We start from the raw sequence: 491 nt of genomic DNA, 5'->3' as shown, positions 1-491 counted from the left end.
CGACGCAACACCAATCGCTCGCGCAGCGCGTCCTCCGCGAGGTCCACGACGTCGACGCGACGGCGATCGAAGATGCGTGCGGCTACGCCTGGCTGCAACTGACCCGGCGCACCGACATCTCCTTGGACCGGCGCGGCATGGGCTGGCTCTCCCGCGTCGCCGTCCACGAGGCCTGGCGGTTGCTGCAGGCCGACGAGTCCTGCGCCAGCGATCCCGTCGACGGCCGCGCCCCGATGGGGCTCGCCGCGGCGGTCGGCGACCCGCTCGAGCGAGCGCTCGACGTCGCCACGCACCGCGAGCGCGTCGCGCACTTCGCCACGCTCAAGCCTCGGGAGCGTCGCGACCTGATCCTGCACGCTGGCGGCTTCCGTTACCGCGAGATCGCCCACTTGACCGGGAGCAGCTACACCGCGGTCAACCGCCGCGTCAGCGAGGGCCGCAGGCGTCTGTACGTGCTCGCAGGCTCCAGTCGATGAGCGGCAGACACGCTC

Annotated in this window: 1 protein-coding gene; it reads left to right on the top strand. The window is 72.1% G+C overall.

The features are described from left to right. Positions 1–476, top strand: a 476-nt coding sequence (locus tag AB4Y34_RS41955; RefSeq protein WP_368719319.1) for an RNA polymerase sigma factor, incomplete at its 5' end; no start/stop codon positions are given. Positions 477–491 lie beyond the last annotated feature (15 nt).

Origin of the sequence: Paraburkholderia sp. BR10954 (genome assembly GCF_040965775.1) — a bacterium.
Lineage (GTDB): Bacteria > Pseudomonadota > Gammaproteobacteria > Burkholderiales > Burkholderiaceae > Paraburkholderia > Paraburkholderia youngii.
The sequence above is the reverse complement of the archived record's forward strand: the minus strand, read 5'-3'. Positions and strand labels throughout refer to the sequence as shown.